We start from the raw sequence: 21,919 nt of genomic DNA, 5'->3' as shown, positions 1-21,919 counted from the left end.
TAACACAGAGTCCTCAGACGTCTGAGGACTCGGTTGGGCGCACCGGTCGTTGTCAGTGGTGCATGGGAAGGTGGTGCACACATGGGGGAAGTACGACAAAGGGAGGGGCGGCCATGGGCTGGCACCGGGGGCTGCTGATCGGATTCGACCTGGAGACGACGGGCACCGATCCGCGCACCGCACGGATCGTGACGGCGGCCGTGGTCGAGGTGAGGGGCGGGGAGCCGGTCGGGCGCCGCGAGTGGCTGGCCGACCCCCAAGTGCCCATCCCCGAGGACGCCGTGGCGGTGCACGGCATCACCGGTGAGCGGGCGGCGGCGGAGGGCAGGCCCGCGCGTGAGGTGGTCGAGGAGGTCGCCGAGGTGCTGGTGACTCACTGGCGGGCCGGCGCCCCGGTGGTGGCGTACAACGCGGCGTTCGATCTCAGCCTGCTCGCCGCCGAGTTGGGGCGGCACGGGCTGCGACCGCTGAGCGAGCGGCTGGAGGGCGCCGAGACCGGCCCGGTCGTGGATCCGTACACGATAGACCGCGCCGTCGACCGCTATCGCAAGGGCAAGCGCACGCTGGAGGCGGTCTGCGGGGAGTACGGGGTGGTGCACGACCGCGCCCATGACGCCGGGGCGGACGCGCTGGCGGCCGTGCTGGTCGCCTGCGCGCTCGCCGAGCGGTACGGCGAGGTCGCCGGGCTCGAGCTGTGGGACCTCCACCGCAAGCAGGTGGGGTGGTACGCGCACTGGGCGGCCGACTTCCAGTCCTGGCTGCGCCGCAAGGGCAGCCCGGACGCGGTCGTGGACGGCGGCTGGCCGCTGCGGGAGGCGGGGGCCGTGGTGGGGTAGCGGCGCAGCGGCCCGCCGGGCGGATCGGAGCGCGCCGCACCGATGACTTTCCGGCGGCGGGCCGGTCCGTACGTATGGGGGACGGACCACGGACCACGGACCACCACCACGGACCACCACCATGGACCACCAACCACGGACCACGGACTCGAGCGAGGAGAAGACGACGGTGACCGACGAACAGACAACCATGATCGATTTCGGACCCACGGCCCAGCGGGTGACGGCGCTGCTCAGCGGCGTCACGGACGAGCAGCTCAGCGCGCCCACACCGTGTGGCGCCTACTCCGTCGCAGATCTGCTCGACCACTTCATGGGGCTCGCCCTCGCCATGCGCCAGGCCGCCGAGAAGACCACGTCCGCGGCGGGCCCCGCCCCCGGACAGGGGTCGGCCGACCGGCTGGACCCCGACTGGCGGCAGGAGCTGCCGCGCCGCCTGGACGCGCTGGCCGTGGCCTGGCGCGAGCCGTCCGCCTGGCTGGGCACCACGGAGGCCGGGGGCGTCACCATGCCTGCCCAGATGATGGGCATCGTGGCGCTGGACGAGTTGGTGATCCACGGCTGGGATCTCGCCCGCGCCACCGGGCAGCCTTACGACTGCGATCCCCGCAGTGTCGAGACCATCATCGAATGGCTGGCGGCGGTCCCGGACGAGGAGCGCCCGAAGGAGCTGTTCGGCCCCATGGTCCCCGTCCCGGCCGACGCGTCGCCGCTGGACCGCGCGATTGCCTTGAGCGGCCGCGACCCGGGATGGCGCGCCTGAGCGAATGCCGCAGGGCGCGTCGGGGCCCGGGTGGCGGCCCGGTGGGGCGTTGCGGCCCTTTACGCCTGCGGCGAGCTGTTCCCCTCCCCGCCCCTTCCCAAATCTGGGGCTCCGCCCCAGCCCCCGAAGCCGGGGCTTCAGCCCGGACCCCGGAGCCGGGGTTCCGCCCCGGACCCTGGAACCGGGGTTCCGCCCCTGGACCCTGGAACCGGGGTTCCGCCCCTGGACCCTGGAACCGGGGTTCCGCCCTGGACCCCGGAACCGGGGCTCCGCCCCTGGACCCTGGAACCGGGGCTTCGCCCCTTCCCGCAGCGTCGATACGTGGCTCCGCCGATTGGCAGGGGCTCCGCCCCCAGGTCCCGGGGTCCAGGGGCGGAGCCCCTGGTATCGGGAAGGGGCGGGGAGGGGAAAGCACCGATATGCGGCTCCGCCGCGTGGTGCGGCGCGTGGTGGGCCCTGAAGGTGGGCCCGAAGCGGAGCTGCTCGTTCAGAACGTGTGCCAGCGCACCGCCGTGTCGCCCTCCCGCAAAGAGGCGATGCGGCGCGCGAACTCGGCGCGGGCCGCCGGGTTGCCCGGGGCGTGCTGGGCGACCCAGGCGCAGCTGGCGGTCTCGCGCGCGCCCCGCAGCACCGCGCAGCCGGGCCACTCGCGGACGTCCCAGCCGTACTCCGCCACGAACGCGTCGTACTCCGCCGCGTCGAGCCCATAGCGGTCCCGGGACAGGGCCATCACCACCAGATCGTGCTCGCGCAGATCGTGCGAGAAGGTCTCCAGGTCCACCAGCACCGGACCCTCCGGGCCGATATGCACATTGCGCGGCAGCGCGTCGCCGTGGATCGGGCCGGGGGCGAGGCGCGGGGTCAGCTCCTCGACGGCGGCAGCGAAGTCGTCCCGGCGGGCGCGCAGATACGCGGCGTCCGCCGCGTTGACCGCGTTCCCGGCCAGCCGCAGCCAGCGCTCGACCCCGCCCAGCAGATCGCGGCGCGGCAGCGGAAGCGGCGCCGGGTCGCCGGGCGGGTCGGGCAGGGCGTGCACCATCCGCAGCAGCTCCGCGAGATCGCGGGCCCCGGCGGGGCGTACCGGGTCGGGAAGCCGCTGCCAGTACGTGACGAGATGGTTGGCGAACGGAAGCGGCTGCTCGGGACCGAAGCGCCGGTCGGGGCGGACCGCGGGCAGCCCCTCCCGGGCGAGCCAGTCGGCGATCCTCAGCTCCCGGGCGGCCCGGTCCCACACCTCCAGGTCGCGGCTGATCCGGACCACCAGGGAGAGGCTGTCGACGGCGAAGACGGCGTTCTCACCGAGGGCCAGCAGCCGGGCCTCCGCCGTACCGGCCCGGTAGGGCGGCAGCGCGGCCGAGAGCACCGCCCGCGCCCGCTCCTCCGTGAACGCGACCTCCGCCACCGCATGCCCCTTCTCCTCGCCGATTCTCGTCGCCGATTCTCGTCTTCTCGTTGCCGACCTCTCGTTGCCGACGGCCAAGTCTCGCATCGAGCCGTGCGCCACCCGCCGTACCGACCGCCGCATCGACGTCCGTAGCGCCGTACCGACCGCCGCGTCGACTGTCGCAGGTAGAACCGCTTGACTGCACCGCCCGCCCTTCGCACGATGACGTGGGCTCTCCCTCCCGGACCGCCCTCTCACCGCGTCCGAAGGGGGACCCGCCGTGATACCCGTGACCGCCGACCCGGCGCGCTCGGACCCGGGTTCCGACAAGGGCCGGGGTTCCGACAAGGGCCGGGGTTCCGACAAGGGCCGGGGCTCCGACAAGGGCCGGGGCAGCGGCGTGACGCGCCGTCAGGGCTCCGCCCACGGGGCGTGGTTCCTGGTTCTGCCCGCGCTGATCCCGATCCTCCTCCTCAGCGTCGGCCCGCTCCTCTACGGCATCGCGCTCGCCTTCACCGACTCCCAGGCGGGCCGCACCGACCCCACCCAGTGGATCGGGCCGCTCAACTTCCAGGACCTGCTGCGCGACACCCTCTTCTGGGAGTCGTTCCGGATCGGCCTGGTGTGGGCGGTGGCCGTCTCCGTACCGCAGTTCCTGCTCGCGCTCGGCCTCGCGCTGCTGCTCCACCAGGATTTGCGGTTCCGCTGGCTGTCGCGGGCGCTCGCGATCGTTCCCTGGGCGATGCCGGAGGTCGTGGTCGGCATCATGTGGCGGCTGGTCTACCACCCCGACGCGGGGGTGCTCAACGAGACGCTGGGCACTCACCGCGACTGGCTCGGCAGCTTGTCCACCGCCCTGCCCGCCGTCGTCGTGGTCGGCATCTGGGCACGGCTTCCGCAGGTCACGGTCACCCTGCTGGCCGGGCTCTCGAATGTGCCGCGCGAACTGCACGAGGCCGCCGCCATGGACGGCGCCGGTGCCTGGCGCCGCTTCCGTACCGTCACCTGGCCCGCCATCAGGCCCATCGCCCTCGCCGTCAGCGCGCTCAGCTTCATCTGGAACGTCAACTCCTTCGCGCTGGTCTACGTCCTGACGGGCGGCGGACCCGGCGGCCGCACCCGGCTGCCGATGCTCTTCGCCTATGAAGAGGCCTTCCGCTACGGCCAGTTCGGCTACGCGGCGGCGATGGGCTGTGTGCTGGTGGCGGTGGTCGCCATCCTGCTGGCCGTCCATCTCGTGGCCCGGCTGAGGGGAGACGACGAGGCATGAGCCCCCGCCCCACCGCCAGGCGCCGCGCGGCGCGCACCGGCCAGTACCTCGCCCTCCTCGGCTATCTGGTCTTCCTCGCCTTCCCCCTGCTGTGGCTGATCTCCACCGCGTTCAAGCCGCCGCGCGAGCTGGCGAGCCTCCACCCGGGCTGGATCCCCGACCACCCCACCCTCGACAACTTCCGCCAGGCCTTCGAGGAGCAGCCGCTGCTGCGGTCCGCGGGCAACAGCCTGATCGCCTCCCTCGCCGCCGCGGTCATCACCGTCGTCATCGCCACCCCGATGGCCTATGTGATGGCCCGCCACCACCGCTCCGCGCTGTCCCGGGCGGCCACCGGTTGGATCGTGGTCAGCCAGGCATTCCCCTTCGTCCTGGTGATCATTCCGCTGTTCCTGGTGCTCAAGGAGGTCCGTCTGATCGACTCCCTCTCCGGGTTGATCATGGTGTATGTGGTGTGGTCCCTGCCGTTCGCCCTGTGGATGCTGGCCGGGTACGCACGGGCCGTACCGCGCGAGCTGGAGGAGGCCGCGGCCGTGGACGGCGCGGGCAGACTGCGGGTGCTGATCTCCGTCACCATGCCGCTGCTGACCCCCGGCATCGTGGCCACCGCCCTCTTCGCGTTCATCACCGCCTGGAACGAGTTCTTCTTCGCTCTCGTCCTGCTCAAATCCCCGCGGAAACAGACGATGCCGATCATCCTCACCCACTTCATCGGAACCGAGGGCGTCGCCGACCTCGGCCCGCTCGCCGCCGCCTCACTGCTGGCGACGCTGCCCTCGCTCGTGCTGTTCGCCCTCATCCAGCGCCGGATCACCAGCGGCACCCTGGCCGGGGCGGTGAAGCACTGATGCGCCGCCGAACGCTGCTGGCCGCGTCGGCCACCGGGGCGCTGCTGTCCGGCTGCGCGCCCGAGCGGCGGCGGGCGACCGGCGGCCGGATCACCCTGCGCTTCCAGTCCCTGGCCTGGCAGCAGGAATCGGTGGCGGCCAACAAGCAGTTGGTGGCGGAGTGGAACGCGGCCCATCCCGACATCCGGGTCGAGTATGTCCAGGGCAGCTGGGACGGCGTCCACGACCAGCTGCTCACCTCCTTCGAGGGCGGTGAGGCGCCCGACATCATCCATGACGCCACCGACGACCTCGCCGACTTCGCCTACGGCGGCTATCTCGCCGATCTCACCGGTCTGCTGCCCCGGCGGCTCAAGGACGAGATCCCGCCCCGGACCTGGCAGACCGCCACCTTCGACGGTGGCGTCCACGGTGTGCCGTTTCTCCAGGAGCCGCGCGTGCTCATCGCCAACCGCGCGCTGCTGGAGCGGGCCCGGGTGCGGATGCCCACCGCCGAACGGCCCTGGAGCTGGGCCGAGTTCGAGGACGCGGCCGAGGAGCTGACCCGGGACGGGGCGTACGGCGTGGCCTGGCCGCTCAAGGAGCCGGTCTCCGCGACCCTCAACCTCTCGCTCTCCACCGGCGGCAAGGTCTTCCACCGGGGCACGGACGGCAAGGTCACCGTCCGGTTCGACGCCGCAGACCAGCGGGTGCCCCGCGTCATCCATGACCAGCTGGGCGGCGACCGCACCGCCGCGCGGACCACCCTCGGCATGGGCGGCTCCGACACCCTCCCCGGCTTCTTCGGCGGGAAGTACGCGATGGTGCCGCTCGGCTTCTCCTACCGCCAGCAGATCGTGCAGCAGGCGCCCAAGGGGTTCGCCTGGACCGTACTGCCGTCCCCGGCCGGGCCCGGCGGCGACCAGCGGCAGGGGGTCAGCCCGCAGACGCTGTCCATCGCCGCCGACAGCCCGTACCAGCGGGAGGCCGCCCGCTTCATCGACTTCTTCCTGCGCCCGCCGCATATGGTGCGGCTCGCCCGGGGCGACTGGATGCTCCCCACGGGCCGGACCGCGCTGCGGGACCCCGCCCTGCGCACCCGCCGCCACGGCTGGGCCACCGGCACCGCCCTGGCCGGGCAGCTGCGCCCGGCGCCCGCGCAGACGGTGCGCGGCTACCCGGAGTGGAAGGACAAAGTGGCCACCCCGGCGCTGCAGGAGTACTACAGCGGGGCAATCGGAATGGGGGAGCTGCGCGAGCGGCTCGTCGACGACGGGAACCTGGTGCTCGCCCGCTACCAGCGGTAGGACCCGCTGCGCCGCCGACGCACCTGGTCCTGCCATAGACCCGGTCCTCCAAGCAGACCGTTACCCCCCGGCAAAGGTTGCCCTTGCCCGATCTTGTCCTTTCACTTAACGACTTCTTACCTTCAGGTGAACTCATGCCTAACGCCAGAAAGATTGACCATGCCCCGAGACATACCGCCGCTCGCCGAGGTCCGCCGGATCACCGAGAAGAAGCGAGACGCGTGGTGGACCGTCATGCTCGTGGACCCGGTGGCCACACCGCTGGTCCGCTGGATCGCCAAGTACACCCGGGCCACGCCCAACCAGCTCACCTGGGGTGCCTTCCTGGTGGGCCTCGGCTCCGCCGCGTGCTTCGCTCAGGGCGACTGGAGATGGCTGCTGCTCGGGGCCGTGCTCTACCACGTGAGCTTTATCTTCGACTGCATGGACGGCAAGCTGGCCCGGCTGACCGGCACCGGCTCGGTCTTCGGGGCCTGGCTGGACTTCGTCTTCGACCGGATCCGGGTGCTGGTCTGCTCGATCGCCCTGATGGGCGGTCAGTACGCGCGCACGGATGACGTCCTGTATCTGTGGCTGGCGCTGGCCGTCGCCTCCCTGGACGCGCTGCGCTACATCGACTCGCTGGAGATCTTCAAGATCCGGCACGGGATGCGCAAGCAGATCAAGGCCCGGATGCGGGCGGCCCGCAAGGCCGAGAACCAGGCCGAACTGGCCTTCATGGAGGATCTGCTGCGGGAGAACCCCGAGGCCGACCTGGAGACGGACCGCGACACGGTGGCTCCCTTGGAGCCCCTCGCGCCTCTGGAGCCCGTCGCGCCTCTGGAGGCCACGGCGACCATGGAATCCACGGCCGCCCCGGTTTCGGCCCCGGCCCCGGTCCCGGCCGCGCGCCGCCGCCCCGCCGTCGTCGATCTGCACCAGGAGTTCCGGCGCCGCTTCCCGTGGTGGGTCCGGTGCCGGAACTTCCTGCAGCGCCACCGCATCCGCGCTCATCTCATCAGCGGTATCGAGTTCCAGATGGGCGTGTTCATCATCGGCCCGGCCGTCGACGCGGTGGTGGCGACGACCGTCGTATCGGCTGCGCTGCTGCTCGTCTTCGAGCTGGCCATCATCTACAAGTTGCTGTTGTCCACCCGGGACTTCACCCGCACCATCAACTCCTTCGAAACGGCCGAAGAACGCATTCCGGCCGCCACCTCGGTCAACTCCTGAGCGAGGACCAGCCACTGCTCCGGCGTCACATACGCCACCACGACGTCCCGCCCCAGCCCGGCCGCCCGGAACGCCCGGTCGAGCGCGCGGGCGGGGCAGACCCGGCGCAGTGACGCGTGGAGCGAGCCGCCGACCCCGGTGAAGCCCAGCTCGACCAGGTCCGCGTAGGCGGACCGGGCCGCCGGGTCGGTGAGCAGCGGACGCGGCCGGCGGGTCAGTCGCAGGATCCCGCCGTCCACCGCGGGCACCGGCCGGAAGGCGGCCCGCGCCACGCGCCCGCACAGCCGCCACTCGACCTCCGGCCATGACCGTACGGTCAGCAGGGACCAGCGGCCGTAGTCCCCGGTGCGCTTACGGGCGTACTCCGCCTGGGTGAGCAGCGTCGCCGAGGTCAGCCTGGGCACCGCCCGCAGCGCCCAGGCGACGATCTCGGCGGTACGGGCGTAGGGCACGTTGCCGACCAGGGCGAACGGCTCGCGAGGCGGCGCGGCCTTGAGGAAGTCCTGGTGCACGACCCGGACCCGCGGACAGCGGGCGAGCCGCTCCCGCAGCCCCGGGATCAGATGCCGGTCGATCTCATAGCTGATCAGCTCACGGCAGCGCGGGGCCAGCGCCTCGGTGAGCGCCCCCTTGCCCGCGCCGACCTCCACCAGGAGATCGCCGGGCCCGGGGCGGGCGGCGCGTACGACGCGGGCGACGGCGCCCGGGTCGATGAGGAAGTTCTGCCCGTACGCACGCCTCGCGCGGTCGCGTTCGGTACGGCGCGGTTCCGTGCGGAGGGACTCGGTCTTTCGGCGCGGTTCGCCACCGCGTGGGTCATGGGGATGGTGTCGATTGCGGGCCACGGCCACGGTCCTTTCGGAGCCGGGCGGGCGGCAGCAGCGCGGAACGGGCCCTGCCGCCCGTCCCGGAACGAGTGATTCCTGGACTGGCGGGGGCCCTGGCCGAGGGCGCGTGGATGGGTGAGCTCAGCTCACGGTGAGAGACCGATGGGAAGTCCGGCGGGTCAGCCGCTCAGGTGGAGGGGTACCACCTCGAGCGCGAACCGATCACAGACTCGGAGAGACACCGGGCGCGTCCGGGCCGGCCAGGGCACCGGGGCCGCGCCGCGGGCGGCGGGCAGGCATAGGAAAGGCGCACGCACACGCCACCCCGGCACAGCCGCGGGTGATGCGGGTGAACACGCCGATGCCGGGACTTCCGCCCATCGGTGTACTCCTCCCGTGCGCGCGTACGCGAAAGGACGCGTATGCGGATCTCCGCCGTATCCCCGCACCGTAGGGATCGGCCGGCACATCCCGCAACGCCTTTTCCACCCCACACACCGAACCGGTCACACGGCCCGAAGGCCGTGCGACCGGTTGAGGGTTGTCAGGGTGTGCCGGGACGTGGGCGTCAGACCCTCGCGTGCCGGGGCCGTTCCTCCGCTTCCGGCATCGGGGACGCGCCCACCAGGGTGCTGGACCGCTGGGCCGGGGCGGGCTCGTCGTGGGCGAGGTCCGGGAGCCACCCCAGCCACTTCGGCAGGTACCAGTTGCGCTCGCCCAGCAGCGACATCACAGCCGGGAGGAGTACCCCGCGGATGACGGTGGCGTCGATGAGGACCGCGGCCGCGAGACCCACGCCCATCTGCTTCATGGACTGCATCGACAGCGTTCCGAAGATGGAGAAGACCGCGACCATGATGACGGCGGCGCTGGTGACCACGCCCGCCGTCGTCACCACGCCGTGCACCACCGCGTCCTTGGTGGTGCGGCCGGCCAGGCGCGCCTCGCGGATCCGGGAGACCACGAAGACGTGGTAGTCCATGCTCAGCCCGAACAGGATCACGAAGAGGAACAGCGGCAGCCAGGACACGATCGCGCCCACGCCCTCCGCGCCGACCAGCCCCGCGCCCCAGCCGTGCTGGAAGACCGCGGTGAGGACGCCGTACGCGGCGCCCACCGACAGCAGGTTGAGCACGATGGAGGTCACGGCGACGGTGAGCGACCGGAAGGACATCAGCATCAGCAGGAAGGCGAAGACCACCACGAAGGCGAAGACCGGGGTGACGGCCGAGCCGAGCTTGTCGTTGAAGTCCTTGGAGGAGGCGGTCGAGCCGCCGATGGGGGCGTCCACCCCGTCCACCGTGCCGAGGGTCGCCGGGCGCACCTCGTTCCGCAGCACGTCCAGGCTCTTCTCGGCCTTGCCCTCGTCCGAGCCGCCGATCAGCGGGACCTCCACCACGGCCAGGTTCTGCTCGTGGTGGACGGTCACCTCGACCGGGCCCTTGGAGGCGCCCTTCGCCACTGCCTCGGCGCGGAAGCGGGCGAGGGCGTCGCGCACCGGTGCCGCGTCGATGTCGTCCGCCTTCACCACGACCCTGGCCGGGTCGGAGCCGCCCGGGAACGCCTCGTCGATGTGGTTGTACGCGTTCACGACCGGCAGCCGGTCGCCGAACTCCTGGTCCATGGTGAGGTTCGCGGTGTTCATCCCCACGGCGGGGACGGCCAGCGCGATCAGCGCGCCACCGGCGAGGGCCAGGGACAGCTTGGGGCGGCGCAGCACCGGGCCGAGGACGGCGCGCCAGACGCGGCTCTCGGTGCCGCCGCGCCGCTTGGCGCGGCCCAGCAACGGCAACCGGCCCTTCTCCACCCGCTCACCGAGCAGCGAGAGCAGCGCGGGCAGCACCGTCACCGAGCCGACCATCGCCACCGCCACCACCATCAGCGTGGCGAGTCCCATCGCCTTGAACTCCGCGATACCGGTGAAGAGCATGCCCGCCATCGCCACGATCACCGTGACGCCGGAGACCAGGATGGCGCGGCCGGAGGTGGCCGCCGCCACCCGCAGCGCGGTCTGCGCGTCCCGTCCCGCGGCGCGCTCCTCGCGCTCCCGGCGCAGGTAGAACAGGCAGTAGTCGACGCCGACGGCCAGGCCCACCAGCAGCATCACGGAGTTGGCGGTGTCGCTCATGTGCACCCAGTGGCTGACCATCGCCACCAGACCGGTGGTGGCCAGGAACGCGGTCATCGCGAGCACCACCGGCAGCAGCGCGGCCACCAGCGCACCGAAGACGATCAGCAGGATGCCGAGCGCCACCGGCAGCGCGGAGTACTCGGCCTGGGTGAAGTCGTCGCCGAACGCGTCGTCGAACGCCTTCTGGCCGCTGGCGTCGCCGAACTCCTCGATCCGCAGGCCCTGGTGGCCGTCCCTGGCCTTGTCCACCGCGTCCAGGACCGGCTGGACGTGGTCGGCCGCCTTCTCCGCGTCGCCGCGCATCTCGAACTGCACCAGCGCGGAGCGCCGGTCGGCGGAGATGGTCTTCGTCTCGTACGGGGAGCGGACGGCGGTCACCTGGCCGGTGTCGCGTACGCCGGCCATCACCGCGTCGACCGCCTTGCGGAAGGCCGGGTCGTTCGCGGTGAGCCCGCCGCCCTTCGTCTGACCGCCCTTCGTCTGACCGCCCTTCGCCTGGATCAGCACGGTTTCCCCGGCCGCGTCGTCAATGCCCGCCTCGTCGAGAATCTTCGAGACGCGCCCGGACTCGCCGGGAACCTGCTCGCTGTCCGTCACATCGACCCGGCCCGTCATCGAGCCGACGGCCAGGGCGAGGATGACCAGCAGTACCCAGCCCCCGACCGCCGCCCACCGGTGACGGGCGCTCCAACTGCCCGCGCGCGCCGCTATCCCGCGCGGCCTCTCCAAGCGGCCTGTGTCCGCCACGACATCCCCTTATGCCCTGGTGGCGGACCGTCCCCGCCACTCGTTGACGACGCTAGGCCGTGGCGTCGGGCCGACCCATCCTGCTGACCGGTGAACCGTCCGGTGGTTCCCTCCAACCGCAGAAGGGGGGACAGCCCTACCCTCCCTGATTCGAGCCCCTTACACACAAAGGGCGTTGACGCCATGGTCGGCGCGGGGTCGATGCGAAGAACGTTGCCTATGTCACACATCGGTGGGGATCTTGAATTGACCCGTACTCATCAGTCAGGGTTTTGTCAGAACCGGAGTGGCCCCAACACACCCCGGATCTACCGCACTTGAGGATCGGACGCGATCCGGGGTGCGGATTCCCCCCACAACCGCACGAGGAGGAACCCTCGTCATGGCAGTTCACAAGCAGCGCAACGCGCGTCGACTCGGTCTGGCCATAGCCGCCGCGACCGCCGTCACCGCCGGTGTCTTCGTGGCCGTTCCGGCCGGCGCCACCACCGCCCAGCCCGCCGAGGGCACCGTCTACGGCACCCAGGCGAAGAACGCCGTCGACGGCAGCTACATCGTCATGCTCAAGGGCGGCAAGAGCATCAAGGCCGCCTCGGAGGGCAAGGACCTCGCCGAGCAGTACGGTGGCAAGCTGCGCCGCAGTTACGACTCCGCCATCAACGGCTTCTCGGCCAACGGGCTCTCCGACACCGAGGCCAAGCGGCTGGCCGCCGACCCGTCGGTCGCCAAGGTGGTCCAGAACCACCGCTACACCATCAAGGGCACCCAGGAGAACCCGCCGTCGTGGGGCCTGGACCGGATCGACCAGGAAGACACCCAGGGCGACAAGAAGTACACCTACCCCGACGGCGCGGGTGAGGGTGTCACCGCGTACGTCATCGACACCGGTGTCCGCACCAGCCACAAGGACTTCGAGGACCGCGCCACGTCCGGCTTCGACGCGGTCGACAACGACGACAGCGCCGACGACGGCAACGGCCACGGCACCCACGTGGCCGGCACCATCGCCGGTGCCGAGCACGGCGTCGCCAAGAAGGCCAAGATCGTCGCGGTGCGGGTGCTGGACGACCAGGGCTCCGGCACCACCGAGCAGGTCGTCGCGGGCATCGACTGGGTCACCGAGAACCACGAGGGCCCGTCCGTCGCCAACATGAGCCTGGGCGGCACCCCCGACGAGGCCCTCGACGCGGCCGTGCAGAAGGCCATCGACTCCGGTGTCACCTTCGGCGTGGCGGCGGGCAACGAGTCCGCCGACGCCAGCCAGAGCTCTCCCGCCCGGGTGAAGGACGCGATCACGGTCGCCTCCAGCACCGACCAGGACGAGCAGTCCGACTTCTCCAACTACGGCGACGTGGTGGACATCTACGCCCCCGGCTCGGACATCACCTCCGACTGGAACACCGGCGACGACGCCACCAACACCATCTCCGGCACCTCGATGGCCACCCCGCACGTCGTGGGCGCCGCCGCCGTCTACCTCAGCGGCCACCAGGACGCCAAGCCGGCCGACGTGGCGAAGGGACTGACGGACGGCGCCACGGCCGACAAGATCTCCAACCCGGGCGACGGCACGCCGAACAAGCTGCTGAAGGTCGTCGAGTAAGGCTCGGCCGAGCAAGGTTCATACGGGTGAAGTGACCAGTCCAGGGGCGCAGCCGGGTGGCGAAACCAACCGGCTGCGCCCTTGGGCGGTCATGCCTCGCTCTTCGTCTTGTACCCGGAGGGCTAAGCCGGGGCGTCAGCCCTCCAGCTCGCGGCGCACGACGTCGAGATCCAGGTCAACGGTGAACTCTCCGGCGACATCGACGGATGCCTTGCCCGTGATGGTGGCAGCCTCGCGGTAGGTGTCTCCGTTCAGCTCGTGCACCACCACGCACAGGTCTGGTTCCATCTCGACCCGCCAATAGGCGGGCACCTTCGCTTGGGCGTAGAGCGTGGGCTTCAGGATGCGGTCGGCGGCTCGGTTGAACGGCGACACGATTTCACCCAGAAGCAGGGCCGCATCGAGGGGCGCAGCCAGTGTGCCGCGTGGGACGGCGGCGCGGTCTACGACGGCGATGTCGGGAATGAACAGTCTGGCCTCGCCCGTCACGTTCACCGCTTCGCCTGAGCGGAACGGCGCGCCCGACCTGGCCAGGGCAGCCTTGATCTGACTGTGCAATTCGGAAGACACGGTCTGGTGGTCCCAGTCAGGAGCAGGGGACATCATGAGGACACCGTCCACGACTTCGAAGCGGGCGCGTGCCGGATGCTCCGGGAGTGCAAGGACGTCCTCGACCGTCCAGGGGCCTTCGTGATCGTCGATTCGCGTCTCGGCGACGCTCATGATCGCCACCACCGCCTCCTCGTGTGTTCCTTGGCTCCAGCATGGCACGCAGCTCTGACGACTGCCGACGCTTCCAGCCCGAGCCGTGAGATGGCGGCCAGAAGGGGCGAATATCACCCACGGGAGTGAGTCGAACACTGAGCGATGACGAGCCGTCCCGCTACGGCAGTACCTGGACCGTGTCGCCCACCGCGCGTTCGCCCGTCGCGTCGGAGGTGACGTTGGCGAGCCGGCCGTTCACGGCCATGGCGGTGGAGCCGCCGCCGTCCAGGTTGAGGGCCTGGACAGCGCCCAGGGAGCGCATGAAGCGGGCGGCCTCCTCCAGGGTGAAGCCCTCGCTCACGCCGGGCTGCCGACCGTCCACCGTGGCCAGGATGAGCCGGCCCCGCTTGTCGAGCCCGGCCATCGTGCGGGGCTGCCGGACGTTGGACCAGGCGTAGCCGAAGGAGAGGTTCTTGGGGTCGAGGGTGCCTTCGGTGGCGGCGTCGATGGCGATGCGGCCGTCCTTCACCAGGGTGGGGGCGGCGCTGACGATGCTGTCGTCGGCGTCGAGCCGGACCCGGCGGCCGGCGGTGTCCCGGACGGTCTCCTCCAGCGCGATCCGCTCGCCCTGCCGGGCGTGGTCCGTCAGCCAGCCGGACGCGGCGCCGATGCCCTGGAGCACGGAGCCCCCGGCCGGGACCGCGCCGCCGCGCGGGCCGGTGGAGACCACACGGCCGTCGGCGTCGAGCACCACCTGGGTCCCGGGCCCGGCGGGCAGCGCGGCGCGGAACCTCGGTGTGAACTTCACGAGGTCGTCGGCCTCGGAGCAGGTCAGGTCCTGCCGGGGCAGCTCGGTCGGAGTGGCCCCGGGGCGGCCGCAGTTGCGCACCTTGCCGGGCACCCGGTTGATGCCCTGCACCGCATACGTGGACGAGCCCGCCCGCGCGGTGACCGTGCTGGTCAGGTCGGCGATACGGGCGTGCCGACCGCCGTCCGCGAGGATCAGCGAGGCCCGGGAACCGGCGGCCATCGACTCCAACTCGCCGTCGTACGCGGCGATTCCGGCCATCGTGCCCTGCACGCCGTCGGCGTCGGAGGTGACGAAGAAGCCACCGTTGACGGCGACCAGCGAGTGGCGCTTCGCGGCGACCGAAGAGGTCGTCTCGCGGTCCGCCACGCTGAGGTCGTGCGTGGCCGCCACGCTGCCGGTGAACCGGGCCGGGTCGATCACCGCCACATGCACGCTCTCCCGGTCGGCGGGCCGCTGCCCGTCGTAGCCGGTCCACTCCGCCACCGCCGTGAACCCGGCCGCGGCCACCTTCTCGCGTGCGCCCTGCGCCTGGCCGGAGGTGCCGTACGAGCCCACCCGGACCCGCCACCCCATGGTGCCGTGCGGGGTGTCCGCGTAGGCGGGCCACACCACCCGCTCGACCCGCGGCTCGAACCCGGCGTCGCGCAGCCGCCCCGCCGTGTCGTCCGCCCAGGACCGGTCGCCCAGCGGCGCGGCACCGGGCCCCTGCACGGTGACCGTCCAGCTCGGCTTCGCGTCCGCGTCCCCGAGAACCCCGGCCCGCACCCGCACCCCCGGGGCCACCGCCTCCGTCGTCCAGGATCCGGTATCCGGTGCCGCCTGCGCCGGGGGCTGGACGGCCGCCAGCACGACGACGGCCCCCAGCGCGGCCCCCATCCGGGCGCCCAGTCTCCGGCGGACGGTGCTCTCTTCGTTGCGCATGACCGGCAGTCCAGCGCCGGCCGGGGGCCGGGACGGCACATGCGGAGGGCGGTCCGCGGAACGTACGGTGAACGGGCGGGGGAAGGGCCGAGGGCCGCATCGCCCCTCGCGCCTACCGCTCGAAGTGGTCGAGCGCCCCCGCCTTGACGGCGCGTATGAAGGTTCCGAGTCGGCCCGGTGTGGTGGTGAGGATGTCGGCGGGTGTGTCGCTTTCCCGAAGCTTGATGTTGCCGTCGACGGGGAGGAGTTCGACGCAATGGTTGTCCTCCCCGTTTCCGGAGAACGAAGACTTGCGCCACTTGGCCGGGCTCGACATGGCTGCCTCTCTCATATGTCTTGCGCGATGCGGTGGATGAAATCCCGAGACGCCCCTACCGCGAGGGAAGAAGCCTCGGCTTTGTCGAGTAGCGCGCGGTATCTCGTGAGCTCTGACTCCGCGTCCATCCAGAACGAGCCGTGCATGGCGTCGATCTGCGCGGTATCGAGCTTGGGCACGGGCCCGCCGACGTAGAGCATGGAGTTTCCGGCTCCGCCGAAGCCGTCCACATCAAAAGGGATCACCCTGACGCTGACGTTCGGGCGCTCCGACTGTTCCAGGATGAAGGCGAGCTGCTCGCGTGCCACCTTCCGGTCGGCTACGCGTGTGCGCAGGACACTTTCGTGGATCAACGCCGAGAAGGCGATCGCCGAGTCCTGGGACAACACCTCCCGCCGCCGTACGCGGAAGGAGACCAGTGCGTCGAGATGTGGTGGCGGCAATGGAGGAACGGCGTAGGCCATGAGCGCCCGGATGTACGCCTCGGTCTGCAGGAGTCCTGGCACGTAGGAGGCTTGAAGCATGCGCATGTGGGTTGCGTGGTGTTCCAACTCGGCAAGGTCCAGCGCGCCATGCGCGAGGAGGCCCCGGTACTCCTCCCACCACCCCTTGCCGCGCTCACCGGCCATGGCAACCAGTGCGTCGATCAGCGCGGTATCGAAGCAAGCGTATTGAGAGGCCATATAGCGCAGTCGCGCCTCGCTGATACCGGCCTTGCCCGCTTCGACCTGACTCATCTGGATGGGGTTCGTACCGATCAGCTCGGCCGCCCGGCGGGCGGTCACACCAGCCGCCTCGCGCATCTTGCGCAGCTCGGTACCGAGTCGGCGCTGTCGTGCTGTGGGCTGACTTCTCGGCATGCTCTCTTCTCCTCCAGGCTGTTCGGCAGTCTGCCGTGCGCCACGACGCAGGTCCAACGCCCCATAGCTGCGAGCATAAGGTTGTGTCGGCATAACCTTATGCTCTACGGTGAGTGACGCGCTCATCACGTAGTGGTGGTCGGTCGGCCGGAAGCGTATCTGCCCCCTCATGCCTGCTCTCTCGGAGGCCCACATGCAGACACCGGACCCCTCAGAACTCTTCGACAAGGAACTCTGCGACCTCGTCCTCGCCATCGCGCCCAGAATCTTCGCCGTCGTCCAGGAGTGCGAGGTGCGGCCCGGCCTGAAGGACGGGTGCGTCGCGGCGTGGGGTGTGGCCTTCCACGAGGGACCCGTCCACGTGATCACGGCCGACGGCACCGGCCAGATGGTCCTCAACTCGCCGGAGCGGGCGCTTCGATGGTTCACGCGAGGCGGCGGTGAGGACGGCATGACGGCACGGCTGGTGTGGCTCGGCCGGTCGGGCGGCGCCGCTTTCGACCACGCCGAGGCCGCTTGAGCGCCTCGGTCATGGTCCATGGCCGACTGTCCGAATCGATAGGCTGCCGAGAGTTACCCGCTCCGGTCCGTAGCAGGAGGCAAGCATGTACGTAACGGACTTGGAGTTGTCCGGCGTCCGAGGGTTCCATGGTCACCGGGCGGCCCGGTTGCGATTCCCTCGGCGTGAGGATGGCAGCTACGCGGGCTGGACCGTGCTGGCCGGACGGAACGGCTCAGGCAAGTCGACGGTGCTGCAAGCCCTCGCGTTGGTTCTACAGGGCCCTGCCGTCACCCATGCGTTGCTCAAGGACGCCGGTGACTGGATGACGCGAGGGGCGCGTAAGGCGGTCGTCGAGGCGTCGGTGGTCGGGCCGGAACACGTGGACGCGCGGTGGGTCAACGTGGATGACTTGCCCAACGACTGGTTTCCGGAGACCGGAAACGTCCGCATGGTCTGGGAGCGGATGACGAAGCGTGGCGAGAGCCATGTCCGGTTGCGGCGCCCGTCCACCACGAACGCCTTCGAACTTCAACGCAGGGCCGAGTCCGGACCGTGGCAGGAGACTCCGCAGGGGTGGCTGTGCCTTGGGTACGGCCCGTACCGCCGACTCGATGGTGGGCGGTCGGCTGCCGGATTCGAGCGTGTCGACCGGCTGGCAACGCTCTTCGACGAGAACGTCTGCCTGGCCGAGGGCGTCACCTGGCTGATCGACCAGCACCTACGCGGCCTTGAGGGACGTCCCGGTGCCGTTGAGCTGGTGGACACGGTGAAACTGCTGCTCGGGGATGGACTGCTGCCCGATGATCACGAGGTGACCGGAGTCGACTCCGACGGCCTCTGGGTGAAAACGCCGCGCGGTGTTCTGGCCCTGCGCGGCATGAGCGACGGCTACCGCTCCGTGACCGCACTCGTCGTGGACCTGGTGCGGCATCTGCACGGCGCCTACGGGACACTCCGGGTCGAGGAGTGTGGCGGACACCCCGTCATCCCCATGCCGGGCGTCGTGCTCATAGACGAAGTCGACGCTCACCTGCACGTCAGCTGGCAGAAGAGGATCGGTCAGTGGATGAAGCAGCACTTTCCCGAGATTCAGTTCATCGTCACGACCCACAGCCCCTACATCTGCCAGTCCGCCGACCCCGGTGGGCTGATCCGGCTGGCCGCGCCCACCGAGGAGCGGCCGCCCGAGGTGGCCGACGATGAGCTGTATCAGCGTGTGGTGTACGGCAGCGGGGATGACGCGATTCTCTCCGACCTCTTCGGGGTGGACTCGCCGTACTCCGAGCGGGCGGACGAGCTTCGGCGACGGCTGGCGGCCATGGAGTTCCGGGTGCTGGATGGCCAGGCGAGCGAGGCGGAACTGGCCGAGTACCGCCGACTGAGTGCCCAGTTGAACAGCTCTCTGTCGGCCCGGGTAAGCGAAGTGGCCGCCCATCTGGGGCGTGACGAGTGATCCGGCTGGAACGATCACCACTCGACGGCCGAACGGTGAAACTGCTCGCACAGGCGCAGGCTCGATTACCCGAGGTCGGTCTCACCGAGAAGGTGGCCCGGAACGCCTGGAACGCGGCCGACGGCACCCGTGCTCGCGTCGCCACGGCCCTCCGTACGATGGCCAGTGGTATCGAGCGCTGTATGTACTGCTCGGAGAGTCTCGGCACCGCGATCGACCATTTCGAACCCCTGCGCCTCGCGCCCCACCGGGTGTTCGACTGGTACAACCACCTCCTCGCGTGCTCCTTCTGCAACTCGCACGCCAAGGGCGGCACCTTCCCCAAAGACATCGCCACCGGGGAGCCACTGATCATCGACCCCACGGCGGACGAACCCGCACACCATCTCCGGCTGTCCCTCACCAGCGGTGAGTACCACTGTCTGACTCCGCGTGGCTGCGCGACCATCGATGTCTTCCAGCTCAACCGGGGTCCGTTGCGCAAAGGCCGACTGGACGCCGTCGGCCAGTGCCTCGACACCCTGGCAGGCTGCGCCGCACTCCTGGCGGCGGAGGACACGGCCGGTGCGCAGAAGCGCATGCTGAGGCTGCGACGTCAGCCGCTCGCGGATGTTCTGCAAGAGCTGCGGCGCATCGCGGACCGGCCCTCGGCAGCCGTGGTCCTCGGGGACGAGGCTGCCGTCGAGGCCCTGCGGGCCTTGTACGGACAGCCGGTAGCCAAGCCGGTGTTCATTCCTCAGCAGGCTTGGCGGCACCAGCCGGACTGCCGGTCCTGGCAGTTCGCCTCGGCGGGGGGTTAGGCCCCACTGCTCACAAGCTCATGCTTGGGCCGAGGAGGGACGCGGCCGCCCAACTACTGGTGCCTGCGGGGCTACGACAGCAGGTGGTCCAGGCAGAGGTTCAGCCCGGCCTCCAGATGCTCCGCGGAGCCGGTGGAGAGCAGGACGGTGACACCGCCTTGGATCGTGGCGATCACAGCCGCGGCCGTGCGATCGGGGTCGAGTGATGGGTTGGCCTCGCCGGCCGCTTGCGTGGCCTCGATACCGGCTCGGACGCACTCCTGCCACCGCCGCACCAGTTGCGCCGACACGGCCTGCGCGGCCGGGCTGTACCGGCCCACGTCGGCGATCAGCACCCCGAGCGGGCAGTACAGCCCCTGGTCGCGGTAGCGCTCGACGATGAGGTCGCGCCACGCCTCCCAGGCCGCGCGCGAGGTGAGTTCGTTCAGGTACGGCTGCTGGTCCTCGAAGACTCGCTCGGCTTCGAGTTCGGCGACCGCGAGAAGAAGCTGTTCCCGACCTCCCGGGAAGTAATAGAACAGCTGCCCCTTGCCGGTGCCACTGCGTCGGCCCACGTCGTCGAGCGTGGTGGCGTTCGTGCCCCGTTCCCGGATCTCGGCCGCGGCGGCTTCGACGATGCGCAGGCGGGTCGCGGCGCCTTTCTTCATGGTCGTCACCGGCCAAATTGTACTTGTGGGTACATTTTTTGGAACATACCTTCGGCCGCATGAGAGCGATAGTCATCAACGAAGCAGGGGGACCGGAGGTGCTGCGGTTGCGGGAGCGGCCGGCACCCCGCCCGGGGCCGGGAGAAGTCCTGGTGGACGTCCGCGTGGCGGGCGTGAACTTCTTCGACACCGCCATCCGTAGACAGGCCATGGCCGAGGTGCCGGGCGCGGAAGGTGCCGGCGTGGTGGCGGAGACGGGCGAGGGCGTGCACGGATTCACGCCGGGTGATCGTGTCGCGTGGTTGACGATCAACAGCCTCGGCAGCTACGCCGAGCAGATCGTGCTCCCGGCGAGCGGTGTCGTCCGGGTACCCGACGCCATCGACGACGCGACGGCCGCGGCCTTGCTCGTGCAGGGCCTGACCGCGCACCACTTCGCCACCGTGTCCCACCCGGTGCGCCCGGGGGACGTCGCGCTCGTGCACGCGGCCGCCGGTGGGGTCGGGATGATGCTCACCCAGATCATCAAGGCCCGCGGTGGCACCGTGATCGGTCTGGTGTCGCGGCCGGAGAAGGTCAGCATCGCCACCGACGCGGGCGCCGACCACGTCCTGGTCTCCTCCGGTGACGCGTTCGTCGAACCGGTGCGTGAGCTGACCGGTGGCGAGGGTGTGCATGTGGTCTTCGACGGCGCGGGCGCGACCACGTTCGCCGCATCGCTTAAGGTGCTGCGCACGCACGGCACGCTGGTATTCTACGGGCCGCTGATCGGGGACGTGCCGACGATCGCGATGAACGACATCCCCCGCAGCACCCGCCTCACCTACGCCGTGACCGAGGACCATGTCCGCACACCCGAGGAACTCGCCTCGCGCGCGGCCGAGTTGTTCGCGCTCGTCGAGAGCGGCGAACTGGTCGTCCGGATCGGCGGTCGGTACCCGCTGGCGGAGGCGGCAAGGGCCCACGCGGACATCGAGTCACGCACGACCACCGGGAAACTGCTGCTGTTCCCGTAACCGGTGGCCGCACGGTGTCCGAACACCATTAACGGCCCACTCGGTTCAACTAACGGCCCACTCGGTTCAACGCGGTCGAGCCCGGCACCAGCGCTGGCTCAGCGATATGAGACCGTCCGGGCGCCGTCCCCTGGACGCACTGCTCAACGACCCCGAGGAGCGGGTGTGTCGGATGACCAGGCGTTCAGGAAATCGTTGATCAGGGGGTTGGCCTCGGCGGAGCGGGTTGCCAGGACGACGCGGACCGGGTCGATGCCCTCGATGGGCACGGTGGTGAGGCCGGGGCTGCGAGCCGGAACGCCGTCCGGGCGCGGCTCCAGGCGGGCGAAATCGCTCCATTGCGGGACCGCGCTCGGGCATTGCGGCAGAACTTCTTCGCTGAGGTCGTCGACGGTCACCGATTCCTTTCCGGCCAGGCGGTGGTCTGTGGAGACGACCAGAACCTGTGGCTCCGTCCACAGATCGGTGAGGCGCAGGCGTTCGGTGGGGAAGGGCAGCGGGGCGCGGGCGACCAGGGCGTCCACGCGGCGGTCGGTGAGGGCGTGGGCGTCGTTCCACTCCAGGTGGCGGGTGCGGATGCGGGCCGTGGGGTGTCGGTGCCGCAGTTGGCGTACGGCGTGGGTGATGACCAGGTCCTCGACGTAGCCGATGGTGAACTCGCGCGGGGTGGCGCCTTCGCGGGCGGTGCGCTCGGCTTGATGGGCTGCTTGGAGCAGTGCCTGAGCCTGCGGCAGGAAGGCGCGACCGGCTTTGGTGAGCCGGCTGCCCTGTGGGGTTGCGGTCGAAGAGGCGCACGCCCAGATGTTCCTCGAGGCGCTGGATCTGGCGGCTCAGGGACGGCTGGGCGACGTGCAGCACCGCGGCGGCGCGGCTGAAGTTGGCGTGCTCCGCGACGACCGTGAAGTAGCCGACAAGCCGCAAGTTGAGGTCCGATCCGGGAACGCGCACGCTTGGAGCGTACCAACATGCAATGTGCGCATG

At 70.6% G+C, this 21,919-nt stretch carries 20 protein-coding genes and 1 pseudogene; 11 read left to right on the top strand and 10 right to left on the bottom strand.

Annotated features, from left to right (window positions below):
* Nucleotides 1-113: 113 nt before the first annotated feature.
* Both ACMTAK_RS14655 and ACMTAK_RS14650 read left to right on the top strand, forming a co-directional pair.
* The gene (locus tag ACMTAK_RS14655; protein ID WP_413806655.1) at nt 114-836 is read left to right on the top strand and encodes an exonuclease domain-containing protein; all 723 of its coding nucleotides are present in this window, start codon (nt 114-116) and stop codon (nt 834-836) included.
* Nucleotides 837-957: 121 nt separating this feature from the next.
* Nucleotides 958-1,599: a TIGR03086 family metal-binding protein gene (locus ACMTAK_RS14650; RefSeq protein ID WP_413806654.1), complete on the top strand. Its 642-nt coding sequence runs from the start codon at nt 958-960 to the stop codon at nt 1,597-1,599.
* Nucleotides 1,600-2,086: 487 nt separating this feature from the next.
* Here the strand turns inward: ACMTAK_RS14650 and ACMTAK_RS14645 are convergent, their stop codons facing one another.
* A complete protein-coding gene (locus ACMTAK_RS14645) occupies nt 2,087-3,001 on the bottom strand; it encodes a phosphotransferase enzyme family protein (protein WP_413806653.1) in 915 nt (304 codons plus the stop codon).
* A gap of 382 nt (nt 3,002-3,383) precedes the next feature.
* On the opposite strand from ACMTAK_RS14645, the gene ACMTAK_RS14640 reads away from it, so the two are divergent.
* The 4 genes from ACMTAK_RS14640 (at nt 3,384) to ACMTAK_RS14625 (ending at nt 7,599) form a co-directional block, all read left to right on the top strand.
* Complete coding sequence (locus ACMTAK_RS14640; RefSeq protein WP_413812889.1) at nt 3,384-4,253, top strand: carbohydrate ABC transporter permease; 870 nt, start codon at nt 3,384-3,386, stop codon at nt 4,251-4,253.
* On the top strand, nt 4,250-5,101 hold the full coding sequence (locus tag ACMTAK_RS14635; protein WP_413806652.1) for a carbohydrate ABC transporter permease: 852 nt from the start codon (nt 4,250-4,252) through the stop codon (nt 5,099-5,101). Before ACMTAK_RS14640 ends, ACMTAK_RS14635 begins: the two co-directional genes overlap by 4 nt.
* On the top strand, nt 5,101-6,387 hold the full coding sequence (locus ACMTAK_RS14630) for an ABC transporter substrate-binding protein (RefSeq protein WP_413806651.1): 1,287 nt from the start codon (nt 5,101-5,103) through the stop codon (nt 6,385-6,387). Before ACMTAK_RS14635 ends, ACMTAK_RS14630 begins: the two co-directional genes overlap by 1 nt.
* 159 nt (nt 6,388-6,546) lie before the next feature.
* Entirely contained in the window at nt 6,547-7,599 is a 1,053-nt protein-coding gene (locus ACMTAK_RS14625) for a CDP-alcohol phosphatidyltransferase family protein (protein ID WP_413806650.1), read from the top strand.
* Here the strand turns inward: ACMTAK_RS14625 and erm are convergent.
* The gene (erm, locus tag ACMTAK_RS14620) at nt 7,500-8,444 is read right to left on the bottom strand and encodes an ErmE/ErmH/ErmO/ErmR family 23S rRNA (adenine(2058)-N(6))-methyltransferase (RefSeq protein WP_413806649.1); all 945 of its coding nucleotides are present in this window, start codon (nt 8,442-8,444) and stop codon (nt 7,500-7,502) included. The genes ACMTAK_RS14625 and erm overlap by 100 nt on opposite strands.
* 550 nt (nt 8,445-8,994) lie before the next feature.
* The gene (locus ACMTAK_RS14615) at nt 8,995-11,304 is read right to left on the bottom strand and encodes an MMPL family transporter (RefSeq protein ID WP_413806648.1); all 2,310 of its coding nucleotides are present in this window, start codon (nt 11,302-11,304) and stop codon (nt 8,995-8,997) included.
* Nucleotides 11,305-11,686: 382 nt separating this feature from the next.
* Here ACMTAK_RS14615 and ACMTAK_RS14610 point away from each other — a divergent pair, with 382 nt between their 5' ends.
* Complete coding sequence (locus ACMTAK_RS14610; RefSeq protein ID WP_413806647.1) at nt 11,687-12,907, top strand: S8 family peptidase; 1,221 nt, start codon at nt 11,687-11,689, stop codon at nt 12,905-12,907.
* A gap of 135 nt (nt 12,908-13,042) precedes the next feature.
* On the opposite strand, the gene ACMTAK_RS14605 is transcribed toward ACMTAK_RS14610, so the two are convergent.
* From ACMTAK_RS14605 to ACMTAK_RS14590, 4 genes are all read right to left on the bottom strand, one after another.
* The gene (locus ACMTAK_RS14605) at nt 13,043-13,630 is read right to left on the bottom strand and encodes a Uma2 family endonuclease (protein WP_413812888.1); all 588 of its coding nucleotides are present in this window, start codon (nt 13,628-13,630) and stop codon (nt 13,043-13,045) included.
* Between the two features lie 160 nt (nt 13,631-13,790).
* On the bottom strand, nt 13,791-15,344 hold the full coding sequence (locus tag ACMTAK_RS14600; protein WP_413806646.1) for a phosphodiester glycosidase family protein: 1,554 nt from the start codon (nt 15,342-15,344) through the stop codon (nt 13,791-13,793).
* 112 nt (nt 15,345-15,456) lie between these two features.
* Nucleotides 15,457-15,660 carry a DUF397 domain-containing protein gene (locus ACMTAK_RS14595; protein ID WP_413806645.1) on the bottom strand — a complete coding sequence of 68 codons (204 nt, stop codon included), beginning with the start codon at nt 15,658-15,660 and terminating at the stop codon, nt 15,457-15,459.
* An 11-nt stretch (nt 15,661-15,671) separates the two neighbouring features.
* On the bottom strand, nt 15,672-16,520 hold the full coding sequence (locus ACMTAK_RS14590; RefSeq protein ID WP_413806644.1) for a helix-turn-helix domain-containing protein: 849 nt from the start codon (nt 16,518-16,520) through the stop codon (nt 15,672-15,674).
* A 193-nt stretch (nt 16,521-16,713) separates the two neighbouring features.
* On the opposite strand from ACMTAK_RS14590, the gene ACMTAK_RS14585 reads away from it, so the two are divergent.
* The 3 genes from ACMTAK_RS14585 to ACMTAK_RS14575 all read left to right on the top strand — a co-directional run bounded on the left by ACMTAK_RS14585 (nt 16,714) and on the right by ACMTAK_RS14575 (nt 19,275).
* On the top strand, nt 16,714-17,040 hold the full coding sequence (locus ACMTAK_RS14585) for a hypothetical protein (protein ID WP_413806643.1): 327 nt from the start codon (nt 16,714-16,716) through the stop codon (nt 17,038-17,040).
* An 85-nt stretch (nt 17,041-17,125) separates the two neighbouring features.
* Nucleotides 17,126-18,475, top strand: coding sequence for an AAA family ATPase (locus ACMTAK_RS14580; protein WP_413806642.1), 1,350 nt, complete (start codon nt 17,126-17,128; stop codon nt 18,473-18,475).
* Between the two features lie 35 nt (nt 18,476-18,510).
* Nucleotides 18,511-19,275, top strand: coding sequence for an HNH endonuclease family protein (locus tag ACMTAK_RS14575; RefSeq protein ID WP_413806641.1), 765 nt, complete (start codon nt 18,511-18,513; stop codon nt 19,273-19,275).
* Between the two features lie 71 nt (nt 19,276-19,346).
* Here ACMTAK_RS14575 and ACMTAK_RS14570 read toward each other — a convergent pair whose 3' ends face one another.
* Nucleotides 19,347-19,922, bottom strand: a complete 576-nt coding sequence (locus tag ACMTAK_RS14570) for a TetR/AcrR family transcriptional regulator (protein ID WP_413812887.1) — start codon at nt 19,920-19,922, stop codon at nt 19,347-19,349.
* A gap of 59 nt (nt 19,923-19,981) precedes the next feature.
* Here ACMTAK_RS14570 and ACMTAK_RS14565 point away from each other — a divergent pair, with 59 nt between their 5' ends.
* A complete protein-coding gene (locus ACMTAK_RS14565; RefSeq protein WP_413806640.1) occupies nt 19,982-20,938 on the top strand; it encodes a quinone oxidoreductase family protein in 957 nt (318 codons plus the stop codon).
* A gap of 143 nt (nt 20,939-21,081) precedes the next feature.
* Here ACMTAK_RS14565 and ACMTAK_RS14560 read toward each other — a convergent pair whose 3' ends face one another.
* Nucleotides 21,082-21,543, bottom strand: coding sequence for a LysR substrate-binding domain-containing protein (locus ACMTAK_RS14560; protein WP_413812886.1), 462 nt, complete (start codon nt 21,541-21,543; stop codon nt 21,082-21,084).
* 223 nt (nt 21,544-21,766) lie between these two features.
* Nucleotides 21,767-21,886, bottom strand: a pseudogene (locus ACMTAK_RS14555) (LysR family transcriptional regulator); the annotation flags it as partial.
* Nucleotides 21,887-21,919 lie beyond the last annotated feature (33 nt).

The sequence above is a fragment of the Streptomyces lacaronensis genome (genome assembly GCF_047337785.1).
GTDB lineage: Bacteria > Actinomycetota > Actinomycetes > Streptomycetales > Streptomycetaceae > Streptomyces > Streptomyces lycopersici.
Note: the sequence above shows the minus strand (reverse complement) of the source record. Positions and strands in the feature narration are given on the sequence as shown.

What these genes read in the sequence shown, in the direction of transcription:
- ACMTAK_RS14595 (WP_413806645.1), bottom strand. Translation starts at nt 15,660, where the DNA reads ATGTCGAGCCCGGCCAAGTGGCGCAAGTCTTCGTTCTCCGGAAACGGG.
- ACMTAK_RS14625 (WP_413806650.1), top strand. Translation starts at nt 6,547, where the DNA reads ATGCCCCGAGACATACCGCCGCTCGCCGAGGTCCGCCGGATCACCGAG.
- ACMTAK_RS14570 (WP_413812887.1), bottom strand. Translation starts at nt 19,922, where the DNA reads ATGAAGAAAGGCGCCGCGACCCGCCTGCGCATCGTCGAAGCCGCCGCG.
- ACMTAK_RS14605 (WP_413812888.1), bottom strand. Translation starts at nt 13,630, where the DNA reads ATGAGCGTCGCCGAGACGCGAATCGACGATCACGAAGGCCCCTGGACG.
- ACMTAK_RS14600 (WP_413806646.1), bottom strand. Translation starts at nt 15,344, where the DNA reads ATGCGCAACGAAGAGAGCACCGTCCGCCGGAGACTGGGCGCCCGGATG.
- ACMTAK_RS14650 (WP_413806654.1), top strand. Translation starts at nt 958, where the DNA reads ATGGACCACCAACCACGGACCACGGACTCGAGCGAGGAGAAGACGACG.
- ACMTAK_RS14655 (WP_413806655.1), top strand. Translation starts at nt 114, where the DNA reads ATGGGCTGGCACCGGGGGCTGCTGATCGGATTCGACCTGGAGACGACG.
- ACMTAK_RS14565 (WP_413806640.1), top strand. Translation starts at nt 19,982, where the DNA reads ATGAGAGCGATAGTCATCAACGAAGCAGGGGGACCGGAGGTGCTGCGG.
- ACMTAK_RS14580 (WP_413806642.1), top strand. Translation starts at nt 17,126, where the DNA reads ATGTACGTAACGGACTTGGAGTTGTCCGGCGTCCGAGGGTTCCATGGT.
- ACMTAK_RS14585 (WP_413806643.1), top strand. Translation starts at nt 16,714, where the DNA reads ATGCAGACACCGGACCCCTCAGAACTCTTCGACAAGGAACTCTGCGAC.
- ACMTAK_RS14590 (WP_413806644.1), bottom strand. Translation starts at nt 16,520, where the DNA reads ATGCCGAGAAGTCAGCCCACAGCACGACAGCGCCGACTCGGTACCGAG.
- ACMTAK_RS14635 (WP_413806652.1), top strand. Translation starts at nt 4,250, where the DNA reads ATGAGCCCCCGCCCCACCGCCAGGCGCCGCGCGGCGCGCACCGGCCAG.
- ACMTAK_RS14610 (WP_413806647.1), top strand. Translation starts at nt 11,687, where the DNA reads ATGGCAGTTCACAAGCAGCGCAACGCGCGTCGACTCGGTCTGGCCATA.
- ACMTAK_RS14630 (WP_413806651.1), top strand. Translation starts at nt 5,101, where the DNA reads ATGCGCCGCCGAACGCTGCTGGCCGCGTCGGCCACCGGGGCGCTGCTG.